The organism is uncultured Litoreibacter sp. (assembly GCF_947501785.1).
GTDB lineage: Bacteria > Pseudomonadota > Alphaproteobacteria > Rhodobacterales > Rhodobacteraceae > Litoreibacter.
Window position 1 is genome coordinate 1,445,449 of record NZ_CANMXB010000001.1, and the last position, 13,395, is coordinate 1,458,843.

Annotated in this window: 11 protein-coding genes; 2 read left to right on the forward strand and 9 right to left on the reverse strand. The window is 57.7% G+C overall.

Annotation, left to right across the window (positions count from 1 at the left end):
* On the forward strand, window positions 1-1,134 hold the full coding sequence (locus Q0899_RS07175; protein ID WP_298297244.1) for an ABC transporter permease: 1,134 nt from the start codon (window positions 1-3) through the stop codon (window positions 1,132-1,134).
* A gap of 12 nt (window positions 1,135-1,146) precedes the next feature.
* Window positions 1,147-2,889: an ABC transporter ATP-binding protein gene (locus Q0899_RS07180; RefSeq protein ID WP_299191821.1), complete on the forward strand. Its 1,743-nt coding sequence runs from the start codon at window positions 1,147-1,149 to the stop codon at window positions 2,887-2,889.
* A gap of 497 nt (window positions 2,890-3,386) precedes the next feature.
* On the opposite strand, the gene Q0899_RS07185 is transcribed toward Q0899_RS07180, so the two are convergent.
* The 9 genes from Q0899_RS07185 to Q0899_RS07225 all read right to left on the reverse strand — a co-directional run bounded on the left by Q0899_RS07185 (window position 3,387) and on the right by Q0899_RS07225 (window position 13,162).
* Entirely contained in the window at window positions 3,387-4,157 is a 771-nt protein-coding gene (locus Q0899_RS07185; RefSeq protein ID WP_299191823.1) for an SDR family oxidoreductase, read from the reverse strand.
* Complete coding sequence (locus tag Q0899_RS07190; RefSeq protein WP_298297235.1) at window positions 4,154-5,911, reverse strand: SMP-30/gluconolactonase/LRE family protein; 1,758 nt, start codon at window positions 5,909-5,911, stop codon at window positions 4,154-4,156. Before Q0899_RS07190 ends, Q0899_RS07185 begins: the two co-directional genes overlap by 4 nt.
* On the reverse strand, window positions 5,848-6,831 hold the full coding sequence (locus Q0899_RS07195) for an NAD(P)-dependent oxidoreductase (RefSeq protein ID WP_299191825.1): 984 nt from the start codon (window positions 6,829-6,831) through the stop codon (window positions 5,848-5,850). The genes Q0899_RS07190 and Q0899_RS07195 overlap by 64 nt, the downstream gene beginning before the upstream one ends.
* A 1-nt stretch (window position 6,832) precedes the next feature.
* Window positions 6,833-7,939 carry an ABC transporter ATP-binding protein gene (locus Q0899_RS07200; protein ID WP_298356525.1) on the reverse strand — a complete coding sequence of 369 codons (1,107 nt, stop codon included), beginning with the start codon at window positions 7,937-7,939 and terminating at the stop codon, window positions 6,833-6,835.
* Window position 7,940: 1 nt separating this feature from the next.
* Window positions 7,941-8,771 (reverse strand): carbohydrate ABC transporter permease, encoded by an 831-nt coding sequence (locus Q0899_RS07205; protein WP_298297226.1) that lies wholly within the window; start codon window positions 8,769-8,771, stop codon window positions 7,941-7,943.
* 11 nt (window positions 8,772-8,782) lie between these two features.
* Window positions 8,783-9,691: a carbohydrate ABC transporter permease gene (locus Q0899_RS07210; RefSeq protein WP_299191828.1), complete on the reverse strand. Its 909-nt coding sequence runs from the start codon at window positions 9,689-9,691 to the stop codon at window positions 8,783-8,785.
* Window positions 9,692-9,774: 83 nt separating this feature from the next.
* Window positions 9,775-11,046, reverse strand: coding sequence for a sugar ABC transporter substrate-binding protein (locus tag Q0899_RS07215; RefSeq protein ID WP_299191830.1), 1,272 nt, complete (start codon window positions 11,044-11,046; stop codon window positions 9,775-9,777).
* A gap of 36 nt (window positions 11,047-11,082) precedes the next feature.
* Window positions 11,083-12,252: a mandelate racemase/muconate lactonizing enzyme family protein gene (locus Q0899_RS07220; RefSeq protein ID WP_299191832.1), complete on the reverse strand. Its 1,170-nt coding sequence runs from the start codon at window positions 12,250-12,252 to the stop codon at window positions 11,083-11,085.
* Window positions 12,245-13,162, reverse strand: a complete 918-nt coding sequence (locus Q0899_RS07225) for a dihydrodipicolinate synthase family protein (protein WP_299191834.1) — start codon at window positions 13,160-13,162, stop codon at window positions 12,245-12,247. The genes Q0899_RS07220 and Q0899_RS07225 overlap by 8 nt, the downstream gene beginning before the upstream one ends.
* Between the last annotated feature and the right edge of the window lie 233 nt (window positions 13,163-13,395).

The window sequence follows — 13,395 nt, forward strand, 5'->3', positions numbered from 1 at the left end:
ATGACTGATACGTCTGATCCCCGCCAACCAACCGACATCGCAGAGGCTTCACAGTGGCGACTGATGTGGCTGCGATTCAAGAAGCACAAGGTCGCCTTGATCAGCCTCTATATCGTTCTGTTGTTTTATGTGGTTGCCGCTTTCTCGGAGTTCTTCCAAACCTTTGATCCGGAAGAAACCTCCAGACGGGACGTATTCCATCCTCCGCAAGCCATTCAGTTTTTTGATCTGAGCAAGGACGGACAGCGCAAGTTTCGTCCGCATTTTCTGGGCATGACGCTTACACGTGATCCAGAGACGCTTGCGACGTCTTACGCAGTGAACCCGGATGAGAAGATCTATATCCGCCTTCTTGGAAAGTCGGAGCCCTATGAACTAATGGGGTTCATTCCGATGCAGACCCGGCTGATTGCGGCAGTGAATGAGGGCGAACGATTTTATCTATTCGGCGCTGATCGTCTCGGGCGTGATATGTTCAGCCGGACCATCGCGGGCACTCGGATTTCGATGTCAATTGGTCTGGTCGGCGTCGCGCTAAGTTTGGTGCTTGGCACGCTTATTGGTGGACTGGCTGGATATCTGGGCGGGTGGTTCGACGCAATTTCGACTCGCGCAATCGAACTCATCTTGTCCATGCCGACGATTCCCATCTGGCTAGGGCTAAGCGCCACGATCCCACCGACAATTGACCCGCTTCTACGGTACTTTGGTATAACAGTGATACTGTCGCTTATCGGATGGACAGAACTTGCCCGTGTCGTTCGCGGGCGATTTCTTGCCCTGCGCACCGAGGATTTCGTAACTGCCGCCCGCCTGGATGGCGCCTCGCCACGCCGGGTGGTGTTCCGTCACATGATGCCTTCGCTCATGAGCCATATCATCGCGTCTGTGTCCTTGGCGATCCCGGCAATGATCCTGGCGGAAACGTCACTGTCGTTTCTCGGCTTGGGTCTTTTGCCTCCCACGATCTCGTGGGGCGTTCTGCTCCAGGAATCCCAGAATATTCGCTCGATTGCACAGGCTCCTTGGCTGTTTGTGCCTGGCTTCTTCGTCATGTTTGCTGTGCTTGCATTGAATTTCCTTGGTGACGGGCTGAGAGACGCGGCTGATCCCTACTCGCAAGATCCAACCTGAGAGGGAATGCAAATGGCGGATGTCGAACCCATCCTAGAAATCAAAAATCTCGTCACAGCCTTCCAGACACGTCACGGCGTGTTCAATGCCGTCGACGACGTCTCGCTATCGCTGCGTCCGGGGCAGACACTCTGCCTTGTCGGGGAAAGCGGCAGCGGAAAAAGTGTTTTGTCGCGATCGATTTTGCAACTGGTCGACAAACCTGGTCGCGTTGTCTCAGGCGACATCCTTTTGCACCAGGCTAACCCATCCAAGTCCGAGCATGCCGTCGGCACCCTCAACCTCGCTAAACTCAATCCGCGCGGTAGCATTATGCGAAATATCCGAGGGCGCGACATTGGGATGATCTTCCAGGAACCCATGAGTTCCTTGTCCCCTGTTCACAGAATTGGTGACCAGATTGCCGAAAGCGTGAAGCTTCATGAAGGCCTTGCCAAGAAGGCTGCTATGGAGCGTGTAATCGAAATGCTGCGGGATGTGGAGATTCCAGATCCTGAAAATGCCGTGAAAAAGTATCCTTTCGAATTTTCCGGTGGCATGCGTCAACGCGCGATGATCGCGATGGCGCTCATCTGCAATCCAAAAGTATTGATTGCAGATGAGCCGACGACAGCTCTCGATGTTACAATTCAGGCAGAAATCCTAGATTTGCTCGGAGCTTTGAAAGAAAAGCACAATATGGCAACCCTTTTCATAACCCATGACATGGGTGTTGTTGCAGAGACAGCAGATCAGGTCGCGGTTATGCGCCATGGAAAGCTGTTAGAGGCCGGCCCGGTCGATCAGATTTTCGAAGCTCCAAAACACGAATACACTCAAGCACTCCTTTCCGCGGCGAAAGAGACGCAAAGGCCGTCGGAGAGGCGGCTTGAAATGCGAAAGGCAAGACCTCTGGGTGATGTTGTCTTGTCGGCCAGGGGCCTTAGGAAAGAGTTTCGGTCCAGCGGCGGCTTTCTGGGATTAAAGAAAAACACGTTTCTTGCCCTTGACGATGCAGTCTTTGATCTCCGGGAAGGTGAAACGCTGGGTATAGTTGGCGAAAGCGGGTCAGGTAAGACGACGCTTGCTCGTTGCATCCAACGCATTCATTCCATCGACAGCGGCGAACTCAGCTATCGTGACGCTCAAGGCTCGACGACGGAGTTGGCATATCTCAGCGACAAGGAGCTCAAGCCCGCTTGGCAGGATATCAGGACGGTGTTTCAAGATCCGTTTGCGTCCCTCAATCCAAGAATGACGGTCTCTGAGATCATCGGCGAAAGCCTTTACCTAAGCGGGATGCACGACAAAGTGGAACGGCGAGATCGCATCGCGGAATTGCTCGAGCTTGTTGGATTGCCGCTTGCAGCGATGGAGCGTTTCCCGCATGCGTTCTCAGGCGGCCAACGTCAGCGTATTTCCATCGCCCGCGCAATTGCACCGAACCCGCGTATCGTTATCGCGGACGAAGCGACATCGGCGCTTGATGTCAGTATACGTGTCCAAATCATGGAGCTGTTGCTGGACTTACAAGAAAAACTCAATATTAGCTTCATCTTCATCAGCCACGATGTAGGGCTTGTCCGTTTCTTTTGTGACAGAGTCATCGTTATGTACAAGGGAAGAATTGTCGAGGCCGGAGATACCGAGGCCGTGTGCACAAGCCCCCAACACAGCTACACACAAGCGCTTTTGTCAGCTGTTCCAATTTCGCATCCAAAAGAGCGTGGAACACAGGAACGCACGAGATACGTTGGCTCGAACGATGTGGCTTGATCGCGACCGTTGCGATGATTGCTTTCGGTGAACATTCAAGTGAGCCAAAAAGGCGAATGAGCTAATTTGCAAGAGAACTCATTCCACTGATATCTCTTACCACAGAAGTCATTCTTTTGGCGATGCGCTGGAACTGTTGATACCTACTTTCCTATGAGGACGTTCGCGATATGTTTGGTAGGCGAGGAGGCTCCATCGGTCCTACATTAGTTGGTCGCTGAGTGGCAAAAGTCTGCTTGCGCGGATTTTCTATAGGATGGATTGACGACGCTGGACCTCAACCCGATGATGCCCGCTGATCGTTACAACACAGCCCAAAGATCTCATTTGCGTTCACGCACTCCTGGCGCACCTACGACGCAGCATCGCGGGAAGGGGCCATCCTTTCGGGCATGGCCGGGCCTGTTCGGGCTGCGGTCGTTGCTTTTTTTGCCGACATGGATGTCGCTAGATACTTGGAATTCATGGCGCGGCAAGCCTAGGTTTTCAGTCCGGTTTCAGCAACCGCCCGACAGGGTGACGACCTCTCCGGTCATGAAGGTGCTCGCGTCTGAAGCCAGAAAGATCGCAGCCCCAACCACGTCTTGCGGAGTGCCCGCACGTCCCATCCAGTTGGCTTCCTTTGTGTAGGCATCCCACGCGTCTGGATCCTCGGCTTTTCGGTGAGCGTTGCGATCTGTGTCGATCAAGCCCGGTGACAGGGTGTTCAGGACTACGCCAGTTTGGGCATATTCGCGGGCTTGGCTTTGGATTAGGTTGTGCTGTGCGGCCTTGGTCGCGGCATAGGCGGTGACGATGGGTTTCGGCCCGGATTGGTTGATGGAGCCGATGCTGATAACGCGACCCCAGCCGTGCTCTGCCATCTGCGGCAGGCAGGTTTGCAGCATTTCAATCGTCGCGCGTAGGTTCACGTCAATCTGAAACGACAGATCGTCTGGCGTCAAATCAGCGAGGGGCGCGTTGATCTGGGCCGAGGCGTTGATCACCAATATATCGAGACGATCCGCCTGTTTCACGCAATGGTCGATCAGGTCTTTACCAGCGCCGGCTTCAGCCAGATTGCCACCGACCGCAACGGCACGCCCGCCCGCTGCGCGTATCGCATCGCGGGTGGCCGTCGCCGATGCTGCCGACTGACCATGCACAAAGACATGGGCGCCCGCGCCAGCCAGTCCTTGAGCAATGGCGGCACCAATTCCGCGGCTGGAGCCGGTGACCAAAGCGGTGCGTCCTGTAAGTCCGAAGATATCGTCGAGGGCAAAGCTCATGGCTTCAAGTCGAACAGGCTTGACGCGATCCCGGTTTCGCCCGGTGTACATGCGAAGATGCCGCCCGAAAGAGGTGCCTCTGCTAGCGTGGTTGCAGGCAATCGCGTGCGTGCGCTGGTGATGTAAAGCGTGGCGTTGTCCGGCCCGCCGAAACTGACGCTGGTTGGTCGTGGCACAGGCAGTTCGATCACCCGGTCCAACTCGCCTTCGCTCGTGTATCTGCGCACGCACCATCCGTCCCAGATCGCACACCAGACGCCGCCGGCTTGATCGATGGTCAGCCCGTCCGGGCGTCCTTCTTCCTGTGGGATCCGGGCAAAGACCCGGCGGTTGCTGAGGGCGCCCGTGCCTGGTTCGCTGTCATAGGCATAGATGATGCCGGGGATCGTATCGACGAAGTAGAACGTCCGGCCATCTGGGCTCCAGCCAAGACCGTTTGAAACGGTGATCCCGCTTTCCTTACGCTCAGTTCTGCCACCTGTCGTGACGCGGAACAGCCCGCCGGTCGGCTTGCTGGCATCCAACCGCATGGACCCAACCCAAATCGCGCCGCCCGGCCCGACCTTAGCGTCGTTCAAACGGTTGTCGACGACCTCGCTTTCGGGATCGGCGAAGACGGTCAAGGCGCCGGTATCGAAGTCCAGGGCCTCGATCCCGTCCTGGGTCGCGACCATAACGCCTCCTCCGGCGACCGGCAGCACGGCGCTTACCAGTTTGCCCAAAGCGCAGGTTTCGTTGCGCTCGGATTTCGGATCAAACCGATAGACGGCGGGTTGCAGGATGTCGACCCAATAGAGCCTGTCTTCGCCCGGGTGCCACACCGGCGCTTCGCCCAATTGAGCGCCCCAGGGCAGCACGCATTCCAGGCTCGTCACCTCGGCATCGGCCGTCACGCGCGGACGGGGACGCGAGCTGATGGCGACCGCACCAGCAGTGCCGGTGATGCGACGCGCCGCCGCGATGAGTTCTCGGCCGACCGGGTGGATTTGGGCGGCATCCAATCGCGATGCCGGGCCGAGCACCACCAAAGCCCCAATCGGCGAACCGTCTTGCCCGACGATTGCAACGGCAACCGAGTTCACGCCTTGCAGATGTTCTTCAAATGAAACCGAATAACCACGCGCCCGGATCACGGCGAGGTCGGCGGCAAGGGTCTGCTTGGTAGATAGAGTGTTCTTTGTGAAAGTCTCAAGGTCCAATTGGTCGATCAGCGGCCTGCTGACTGAAGGCTCCAGAAATGCTAAAAGAACCTTGCCCGCTGCAGTGGAATGCAACGGCGCGCGTCGTCCCGTATCTACACGTACCCCCAGCCCGGATCCGGACCGTTCGCCAATATATTGAACCTCGGTCCCGTCCAGACGACAAAGCGCGATGGTTTCGCCCAGTTCTTCGGACAATCTTGCCAATTCCGGCGAAGCGAAGGACACAAGATCGAAGGTATCCCAAACCCGGTGCGACAATTCCATGAACCGCGATCCAAGTGTGTAGGTTCCCTTGATGCCGTTCTGATGCACCAGACCGAAGGCAATCAACGTCCTGATGATGCGCGCAAACGTAGGCTTTGGAAGTTTGGAGCGCCGTTGCAACTCGGCGAAGCGAAGCGGCGTTTCGGCGTCCGCGATCAAGTCCAAGAGCGTCAAGCCCTTGGCCAGCGCCGCCGCCCCGGCGGGCACATCGGTTTTGGCTTCGATCACCCCATCATCCGAGCCTTTCGCGCCGCCTGCGCTTCGATGAGCATCTGATCGATCGTCCATTCCGGTGCAAATCCCAACTGACTGCGCATCTTCGCGTTTGAGTTTTGATAATAGGCACCTTCGCCGGGCAGGTCGACCGTGACCACCGGCAGCTGCGTTATGGCGGACATTTTGGACAGAAGGCGTTCAAAATCGACAGGCTCCGTTGCACCAAGATTGAACACTTCGCCGACCGCGTCCTTGTGTTCCAGCGCCAGGATCAGCCCTTGCACTATGTCGCGCGTGTCGGTGATGTGCATCTGAAACGGCCGACCGTGTTCATTGCGGGCCAAAACATGGGCTGGCGTTCCTGGATCAGCTGCCCGAAGGATCTCAGCAATCGCGTGATTGCCGAATTTCTCTTGCTGCCGGATGCGGGGGTGCAGAAAGAAACGCGGGCCCGAAAAAAAGCTTTCTTCGTCCAGCAGTTCCGATGCGTCTTGCGTGTGGGAGAACCTCAGGATCACCGTATCCATGTCGCCGGTGCGTTGGTGGAACCGCACGAGTTCCTCGCCCAGAAGTTTGGTTAGCCCATAGGGCGAGTTCGCGTGCAGCGGATGATCTTCGGTGACCGGCAAGGTCTGTGGTGCGTTCTCGGGATAAACTTCGCCCGAGCTGGCAAAGACGAACCGGTTGACCGAGGCTGCTTTGGCGGCCTCGAGCAAGATGGACGTGCCTTCGACGTTTGATTGAAACATCAGCCCCTGTTCCGCCGGATCCCAGGACATGTACGCGCCGAGGTGCAGCACGGCATCGACGCCCGCCATGGCCTCTCGAACCAGCGCATCGTCTACCAATGATCCAACGATGTCCTGATAACACTCGTCAAGCTGGTTGCCCGCGCGGAGATCAAATCCGCGCACCTCATGGCCGCGGCCGAGAAGCGCTGAAACAGCCCGCGACCCGATCCGTCCGGCGGCACCGGTGACCAAAATTCTCATCCTAAAGCGCCAATTCCGTTTTGGGATCAAAGAGGTAAAGATTGGCGGGGTCGAGCGACATCCTCTGCTCCGCAGTTTCGTCGAAAGCACCGGTATGGGCCACGCGGGCGATCAGGCCCTTGGAGTTTTCATCCTCGGTCCCCGCACTCAATCTGACCTGTGTCGATCCGCCATCGAAATAGACGTATTTTTCTGAGCCAAGGCTTTCGACAAGACTTGGGCGCACATTGAAATTGACGAGGCCGTCGCCAAGGTTGATGTGCTCGGGGCGGAAACCAACGATGACGTCAGAGACGCCGTCAACATTGTGATCGGACACATCCACTTTCGTACCAAGGACCTCGACCATCGCGGCACCAGAGGCGCGTTCCACAGGCGAAGAGACAAAGTTCATCCCCGGCGAGCCGATAAAACTGGCGACAAAGAGGTTGTCGGGTTTCTGGAACAAAGTGTCAGGATCGGCGATCTGCTGAATTTCGCCGTTGCGCATCAACACCACGCGGTCGGCCATGGTCATCGCTTCGACCTGATCGTGGGTGACATAGACCGTGGTGACGCCGACGCGTTTGTGCAGAGCACCGATTTCGGCGCGCATGTGTACCCTCAGTTTTGCGTCGAGGTTCGACAACGGCTCGTCCATCATGAAGGCCAGTGGTTCGCGCACAATCGCGCGCCCCAGGGCAACTCTCTGGCGCTGACCTCCCGACAGATCCTTGGGTCGCCGGTTGAGATAGGGATCAACCGCCAACGTCTTGGCGGCCTCCATCACGCGCCGGTCGATTTCGGCTTGCGACATCTTCCGCATCTTCAGGCCAAAGCCGATGTTCTGGGCCACCGTCAGATGCGGGTAAAGCGCGTAGTTTTGGAACACCATCGCGATGTCACGTTCGCCGGGAGCCACGTCGGTTACATCGCGGTCGCCCAGCATGATCTTGCCGCCCGAAGCAGGCTCCAACCCAGCCAGCAGTTTCAGGATCGTGGACTTGCCGCACCCCGACGGCCCTACCAGCACTACAAATTCGCCGTCCTCGATATCCAGCGAGAATTCCTTCAGCACATTCAAAGTGCCATAGCTTTTGTGCAGGTTCTGGATCGAAATGCTGGCCATGTTATTTCTCCGACCCGGCGGTCAACCCACCGACAAGGTAGCGTTCAAGGAAGAGGTAGATGATGATGATCGGTATCGCGACAAAGACCGAGGCCGCAGCAATCTCGTTCCATTCCGATGTATATTCCCCGCGCATCGTGGCGACGCCCAGGTTCGCGGTCCAATTATTCTTGTCCGACACCAGAAACGTCCGCGCATAGGCGTATTCCGACCAGCTAAGGACAAAGGCATAAAGCGCAGTCGCAGCCAGCCCGGGCGCCGAGATTGGCAGCACCACGCGCACCATTGCACTGATTGGCGTGCACCCGTCGACCATTGCGGCCTGCTCCAGTTCTTTCGGAATCGTGTCGAAATAGCCCTTCAGCATCCAGGTGGTGAAGGGAATGATCAGCGTGGCCTGCGCGATGATGACGGTCCAAAGGCTGCCGATCATGCCAAAGCTGCGAAACACCGCGAAAAGAGGGATCACCATTAATGTAGCCGGCAGCATCTTGGCCGTCAGTATGAACAAGCCCAACTCGTGGCTGCCTTTGACGTCAAATCGCGACAGGCTGTAACCCGCCAGAACAGAAACGACCATCGACAGGCTGACCGCTCCAAGGGCGGCCAGTGTGGAATTAAGCATCCATGCCGGGATCGGCTTTTCGTCGAGCACGCGCGCGAACACGCCCCAATCGGGCGCGGCGGGCCAGAAGGTTGGCGGTAGCCCGGAAAGCTCGTCGGTGCTGGACAGTGCCGTGATCAAAAGCCAGTAGACCGGGAACAAAATGATGATCGCTGCCGCAAATACAGTTGCGTAGAGCAGGATGGTTTGAAAAGGCGTGCGTCGCATATCTTGGCCCCCTACATCAACGACTTGTCTTCGCGGCGCAGCATCAAAAGCGATGCAACGATGCAGATGACCAGGGTCACAACCCCGATGGCCGAGGCGTAGCCGAACTTGAAGAACCCGAACGCCTGATCGTAGGTCATGATCGACAACGTTGTCGTCGCCTTCAGCGGTCCGCCATCGGTCAGGACCTTGATGATCGAGAAGTCGCGGAAGACCCAAAGCACCACCAAGACCAGCGTGACGCCAAGCACCGGAACAAGCGACGGCAGTGTGATCCAGCGAAACCGTTGAAAGACGCTGGCACCGTCCACCTTTGCGGCGGCGTAGTAGTCCTCGGGGATCGATTGCAGCCCGGCCAGCGTCATGATTGACACGAAGGGAAAGCCCTTCCAGATCATCGTCAGGGCCACCGCCCAGAAGGCGGCGGACGGATCTGAGACCCAGGTGATCATTTCGTCGGCCAGCCCGATCTGGATGAACAGCCAACTGAGAAACCCGAACGAACTGTCAAAGATCCAGGCGAATATCACCACGGCGATCACTTCTGGCACCGCCCAGGGCAAAGCCATCAAAAGGCGTGCCATTGTGCGGCCCTTGAAACGGTTGTTGACCAATAGTGCCGAGCCCAGCCCGATCACGAGGCAGGCGGAGGCCACCACCAGAACCAGTTTCAGCGTGACCCAACAGGCCATCCAGAAGTCTGGCGAAAAGAGAAGTTTTTCGTAATTCCCGAGGGTGAACGGCTTGCGCGCCGCACCGATGCGCGCCAGTTTCACGTTTTGAAAGGACAGATCCAACGAAATTAGCAGCGGATAGATGATGATCGCCGCGACCATGATCAGGGCCGGTGCCAGCAACAGATACCCCAAGATATACCGGCGGCTTGGTCGGGCGAGATCGAGCTTTGGTACAAGTCTCATGACGTGGCTCCGTCGGTTGGCAATGGGTGATCCCGGATCGGTGCACTGCCCCAGAGCAACGGGGCAGTGCGTTGTTTGGACGCTTAGCCGTTCTGGATCGCGACGGCTTTTTCCTGCAACACTTTCACGACGTCGGCGGGATCAAGGTCTTCGATGATCATGCGCAGGACTTCTTCCTGCACCATCTTGCCAAACTCGCCGTACTGGATTTCCAGGCCGGTCGGAATTCGGTCGACGCCAGCCGCAGCAGCGGCCTGTTGCGTTTCCACCAGAAGCGGGAAGTGCGGCACGCTCTCCTCGACACCAGACAAATCAGCGGCCGGGCTTGGCGGCGTGTTGCCTGCTTCCGTTGCGTAAGTGCGCTGGAATTCAGGCGACATGACGATCTTCATGAACTTCCAGACAAGCTCTTTTTCGTCATCCGAAATCTCGCTTGCCATGCCCAAGACGTTGGACGAGCCACCGACCGGAGGGCTCATCGCCGGAACCGCGATCTTCAGATCACTCGCCGCGGCACCCTTTTGCATGATCGGATAAATCCAAGGGCCATCCAGACGGATCGCCATCTTGCCATCGGCAAAAAGGTTGCGAACATCGCCCGACTTCATGTCGCGAGGCGACAAGCCTTCGTCAATGATCGTCTTGTAGCGGGTCAGACCCTCGATCATCTCGGGCGTGTCCATCGTGACGTTGCCCTCCTTGTCGGTCCAGTAAGCGCCCGCGCTGAGGACATAGTTCAGAAGTTCGGTCAGATACTGGCCAGCGCCGCCAACGGTTTCATGACCGGTGCCGAACTGATCGGTGATGCCGTCGCCATTGAGGTCCTTTGTCGTGGCACGCACGACGTTCAAGTATTCGTCCCAAGTGGTCGGAACCTCGAGCCCCGCCTCGGCCAGGATTTTTTCGTTGTAGCCCATGACGAAGCCAAAATAGAGCAGCATCACGCAGGCCGTTTCACCTTTCCAGACGCAGGTGCTTTGACCAGCCCAGCCCGTCATGTCGATGCCGTCTTTCTCGAACCAGGGGTCGAGATTCTCCATCCAGCCGTTCTCGGCGAAGTTTTGATATTCGAACGAAGCCAGGTGAACAATATGCGGCGGCTGGCCGCCTGCGAAGAGCGTGGTCATGGTGTCGGCATAGCTGCCCCGGTCGACCTTGGTGAAGTCTACCGAAGTTCCGGGGTTTTCGGCCTCGAACTTGGCGATGGCCGCGCGCCACCAGTCGCCCATTCCGCCATCGTCGTTTTGCCACGAGATGAAGCGCAAGGTCTCGGCCTGTGCCGCTGTCAGCGCCGTTGTCGACAGCAGCGCTGCCGTTGCAGCGGTGCAAACGACTGTCTTGAGTAAGGATTTCATGGTTTGAGTCTCCTCCCGTTGGATCAGATTGATTGGTTAAATTTGTTGCAGAAGATCTAGCGCCTTCCTTGTCGGTTCGACGCCCAGTCCGGGCCCTGTCGGTGGTGAATAGGCGCCTGCCGCGCAGTCCATGTCGCCAGTCAGCAACCAGCGGTTCGGCTCGAAGATCGAGTGCTGAAACTCGTGACCAATGACGGCTTCAAGCGCAGAACTGGCCTGAAGGCTTGCGGCCAAGAAAATGCCCGCCCCGATGGTTGCATGGGGCAGAACATCGATGCCATGCGCTGCCGCCATTTTTCCTATACGCATGAAATTGGTGATACCCTTGTGGCCCATCTCGGGCTGAACAATCGCGATCCTGCACCGCTCGACCCGTTGGCGCATGTCATGATCGGTGCGCCATTCCTCGCCCACGGCGACGGGTGTTTCCACTGATTTGCTCACCTGTTCCAATGCCCCGATCCCCTCGGTCCTGACCGGTGCTTCCGCGAACCAGAGCCCATGCGGCTCCATGGCGGTGATCAGCGATATTGCCTCGTCGGCGGTATGGTTCCAGTGCAAATCGGCCGCTATCCGCGCGTCTGACCCCAAGGCCGCGCGAAGAGCGCGCAATTCGGCCTCTACGCCCTGATTTGCCATCGGCGAAGCGAACTTGAAATCGGAATACCCCTTTGCCTGCCAGCTTACCGCCAGCGCGCAGCGCGCATCCAGTGTGACTTCCGGCAGGCCCGACACATAGGCCGGGATTTGGCCATGAACCACGCCGCCAAGCATCTCGGCAACCGGCTTGGACGCCTGTTTGCCCGCAATGTCCCATAAGGCGATGTCGATGGCCGCAAGCGCATCCACGTAGAAACCGCCCGTATAGCCGCGCACGCGCATCAGATCGTAAAGGTCGTCATAAATCGCGGATGGGTCAGTCGGGTCTCGTCCGATTGTGAAATCAACCAGCAAATCGTTGATGATGGCCGCGACCGCGCCGGGCGCCACGATCCCATAGGTCTCGCCCCATCCGATAACGCCCTGCCTTGTTTCGATCCTTACAAGAACCGAGCGGTCAAAGGTCGGATAGACAGTGCGATTGTCTTTGCGCACCAGATATCCTTTGGCGTTTACCTCCTCACCGGGCAAGCGCTCGCCCAGATAGGGCGTTTCCCGCGTTTGTGTGAGGGTGAAGACCTCTACGGATGCGACGACATCAGGCAATCAGATCCTCCTGACGGCTTATTATCCCCAATTCCAGCAGGTTCGCGTCAATATCTGCGGTGGCCAATTCATCAAGCTCAGGCGTTGGCGCGCGAACAATCGTGTTTTCCAGGACGCCACGCCGGATCATGACGTGTTTGGTCAATCGCATCCGGTAAACCGCCTGAAGTGCCAGAAGCGGCAGCGTCTTGACGTAAATTTCGCGGGCTTTCGCCTGATTGCCGGACCGCCAGGCCCGGTCAAGTTCGACATGTTCGCCGGAAATCTCAATCGCGGGCATGGCGGCGCAGGCACCGCGGGCGTATTCGTCCAGAACATAGCGCGCGCCTCCACCGCCGATGGCACCCAAAAGCGTGTCGGGTCTATGGGCCATGATCTCGGAGATCGCCGGACCAGCGGGCAGCGTTTCTTCCTTCACATAGGCAACCTGCGGCACAGCGCGCGCCACGTCGAGAATGGTGGCGGGCGACAGATCAGACCCCCGTGGTGCTGGCGCGTTCTGCAAAATGATCCGGGCGTCGGGAAGGGCGGCGGCGACTTGGCCAAGAAACGCTATCACCGCTTCTGCGTCCGACCCTATGCTTTTGGGCGGCTGGATCATCAACCATCGAACGCCCAGTTCGCTCGCCACTTTCCCATGGTCGATGACGTCCTCCGCCGTCTCGGCGCTGGCTCCGGCAATGATGGGCACCTTGCCCGCCGTCTCGTGCACAACTTTGCCCAACAGGTCGCGCCGTTCCTGCGCTGTCAAATGCTCAACCTCGCTGGCGAACCCGGGAAAGACGAGCCCGTCAACACCAGAGCCAATCGCGTATTCCACCAGCCGCGCCATGGCGCCTTCATCCACGCCGCCGCCATCCTGGTATGGCGTAGGGACCACTGGCAGAATTCCAGATAGCGTGTTCGTCATCTTAATTGGTCCATATTGTGGATCATTATGTCAATAATTGATACTACGAGCATCTCGTCCGTTTGGCAACCGCCGTTCGATTGCCAAAGCGTCGTTACTAGAAGTCGCAACCAAAATGATTGAACACCTTTGACTGCTCCTCGACCCGTCCCGTCCGTTCTTCAATCCAGACATTCGTGAGTTGGCAGCAAAATGGCGCTCTGTCCGCAAAGCCGTCACTGGCAGAGTCGCGG

Coding starts and splice junctions, on each gene's coding strand:
- Q0899_RS07180 (WP_299191821.1), top strand. CDS start 1,147: ATGGCGGATGTCGAACCCATCCTAGAAATCAAAAATCTCGTCACAGCC.
- Q0899_RS07205 (WP_298297226.1), bottom strand. CDS start 8,771: ATGCGACGCACGCCTTTTCAAACCATCCTGCTCTACGCAACTGTATTT.
- Q0899_RS07190 (WP_298297235.1), bottom strand. CDS start 5,911: ATGGACGATCGATCAGATGCTCATCGAAGCGCAGGCGGCGCGAAAGGC.
- Q0899_RS07215 (WP_299191830.1), bottom strand. CDS start 11,046: ATGAAATCCTTACTCAAGACAGTCGTTTGCACCGCTGCAACGGCAGCG.
- Q0899_RS07210 (WP_299191828.1), bottom strand. CDS start 9,691: ATGAGACTTGTACCAAAGCTCGATCTCGCCCGACCAAGCCGCCGGTAT.
- Q0899_RS07195 (WP_299191825.1), bottom strand. CDS start 6,831: ATGAGAATTTTGGTCACCGGTGCCGCCGGACGGATCGGGTCGCGGGCT.
- Q0899_RS07175 (WP_298297244.1), top strand. CDS start 1: ATGACTGATACGTCTGATCCCCGCCAACCAACCGACATCGCAGAGGCT.
- Q0899_RS07225 (WP_299191834.1), bottom strand. CDS start 13,162: ATGACGAACACGCTATCTGGAATTCTGCCAGTGGTCCCTACGCCATAC.
- Q0899_RS07185 (WP_299191823.1), bottom strand. CDS start 4,157: ATGAGCTTTGCCCTCGACGATATCTTCGGACTTACAGGACGCACCGCT.
- Q0899_RS07200 (WP_298356525.1), bottom strand. CDS start 7,939: ATGGCCAGCATTTCGATCCAGAACCTGCACAAAAGCTATGGCACTTTG.